Source organism: Curtobacterium sp. B18, from assembly GCF_000333375.1.
GTDB lineage: Bacteria > Actinomycetota > Actinomycetes > Actinomycetales > Microbacteriaceae > Curtobacterium.
Genome location: NZ_BACZ01000225.1, coordinates 1 through 2300 on the forward strand (window position 1 = coordinate 1; position 2300 = coordinate 2300).

Below are 2300 nucleotides of genomic sequence, written 5' to 3' on the forward strand. Positions count from 1 at the left end.
TCGCTCGGTCGCCCTGCTCGTCGTCGCCGCCGGCTGTGCCGCGGCAGCCGTCGCCGCGGCCTGGTGGCAGCGCGCAGCCCGCGTCGACCAGCGCGCCTGAGCATGACTCAATCCGAGTCGCGCTCGGGCTGCCGCAGAGGCTCGCATCCCGGATACGCTGACGACCGGTGCGCGCGGCACCACGACCGGTGCGAGCAGCACCACGACCGCTGCTGGGAGCGACGATGACCGAGACCCGATCCGACTACGACCCGACCCGCTTCCGGGACGTCTTCGAGCACAGCTACACCTACGCCAACGGCTTCGCGCGCAACACCCACCGCTTCGCCGGGCGACCGGCGCTCCGCGACCCCGACTCCGACCGCTCGTGGACGTACGCCGAGCTCGGGGCGGACGTCGACCGCGTGGCCGGGTGGCTCGTGCGCCACGGGGTCGGTCGTGGCTCGGTGGTCATGGTCGAGCTCTTCAACTCCCCCGAGTTCGCGATCCTCTACCTCGCGGCGCACCGCATCGGCGCCGTCTTCTCCCCCACCAACTTCCGCCTGGCGTCGGACGAGGTCGCCTTCATCATCGAGGACTCCGCGCCCGTCGTCCTCGTGTACGACGCCGTGCGCACGCCCGACGTCTCGGCAGCCCTCGCCACCGCCGACCACACGCCGGAACACCTCGTGGTCGTCGGTGACGCCACCCGGGCCGGGGACACCGCGTTCGCCGCGCTCCTCGCCGGTGACCCCGTCACCGCGGACGAACTCGCCGCGACCGAACCACGCAGCACGTACGACGAGACGACCCGCCTCTACACGAGCGGCACGACCGGACGACCGAAGCCCGTCCCGCTCCCGAGCCTCGTCGAGGTCCTCAGCGCGCACGACGTGATCATGCACTTCCCGCTGAGCCCGTTCGACAAGACGCTGAACATGTCGCCGCTCTTCCACCGCGGCGGCCTGTACTCCGGCGGCCCGAACCCGGTGTTCTACGTCGGGGCCGAGCTCACCACCCTCCGGCACTTCGACGCCGACCGCGTGCTCGACCTCGTCGAGTCCGAGCAGCTGACCTTCCTCATCGGTGCCCCGCCGAACCTCGTGCAGCTCGCCAACGCGCAGGAGCAGCGACCCCGCGACCTGTCCTCGCTGCACGGCATCGTGACGATGGGTGCGCCGCTCGACCGTGCCGCCGCGCTCCGCTACCAGGAGCTCCTGTCGCCGCGCATCTTCAACGGCTACGGGACGACCGAGACCTTCTGGAACACCTTCCTCCGCCCCGAGGACTTCCCCGACGGCGCCGGCTCCACCGGTCGCGCGTCCACCGACGACGACGTCGCCGTCGTCCGCGTCTACGAGGACCGCCTGGCCGACCCGAGCGACAAGGTGCCGAAGGACGGCTCGGAGATCGGCGAGTTCGCGGTCCGCACCGTGAAGTCCGGGTACTCGTACCGGAACCCCGGGCTCGAGGCCGAGAAGTTCGCGAACGGCTGGTTCTACCCGGGCGACCTCGCCACGTGGGACGAGCACGAGCGCGTGACGATCGTCGGCCGCAAGGACGACATGATCATCTCCGGCGGCGAGAACGTCCACCCGGTGCAGGTCGAGGCCGCGCTGCAGGAGCACCCCGGCGTCGCCGACTCGATCGTGGTCGGCATCCCCGACGAGCAGTGGGGCGAGGTCGTCACGGCGTACGTCGTCCGTGCCCCGGACCGGCTGCCGGAGGACGACGTCGCGGCTGCCGCTGCCCTCGAGGACTGGACCGGGTCGCACCCCGGCCTCGCCCGCTACAAGCGACCGCGGCGCTACCGCTTCGTCGCCGAACTCCCCTACAACGCGACGGGTAAGAAGGTGCACTACCTCGCCAAGGCGTCCGCTGCCGAGGACCAGGCCGCCGGCCGCCTCATCGAGCCCTGACGGGGGTCGGACCGCGTCGACGCGTCGCCCCCGGTGCAGACGCACCACGGGTCGGCCGGGAGGCGCGGTGCGGGCCCGCCCCGCGCCTCCCGGCCGGTGGGTGGTGGGCACGCACCGGCCCGACCCACGCTCTTCGAGCCGCCGGGTCAGACCTGGCCGCGGTGCGGCGCGTTCCGCCGGAACAGACCGGGCAGCAGTCCGCCGATCTTCGTGCCGACGCACAGGCTGACGAAGGTCGCCAGGGGCGTCGCGAGCGCCACCGGGTCGAAGGTCGCCACCGCGACCAGACCGACCGTGCCTGGTACCAGGAGCAGGAACGCGGGGAAGAACGACACGTTGGCCGGGATCGCCGGGACGATCCGTTCGAGCACGCGCGTCGAGATGAACAGGAGCGCGGCGGTC

1 protein-coding gene and 1 pseudogene are annotated in these 2300 nt (G+C 72.0%); one reads left to right on the plus strand and one right to left on the minus strand.

Annotation, left to right across the window (positions count from 1 at the left end):
* Positions 1-224: 224 nt before the first annotated feature.
* A complete protein-coding gene (locus tag I5E_RS06005) occupies positions 225-1898 on the plus strand; it encodes a class I adenylate-forming enzyme family protein (protein ID WP_022906195.1) in 1674 nt (557 codons plus the stop codon).
* 146 nt (positions 1899-2044) lie between these two features.
* Here I5E_RS06005 and I5E_RS06010 read toward each other — a convergent pair.
* Positions 2045-2300, minus strand: a pseudogene (locus I5E_RS06010) (threonine/serine exporter family protein); the annotation flags it as partial.

Excerpts from the sequence above, each read along its gene's own strand:
- I5E_RS06005 (WP_022906195.1), top strand. The coding sequence starts at position 225 with ATGACCGAGACCCGATCCGACTACGACCCGACCCGCTTCCGGGACGTC.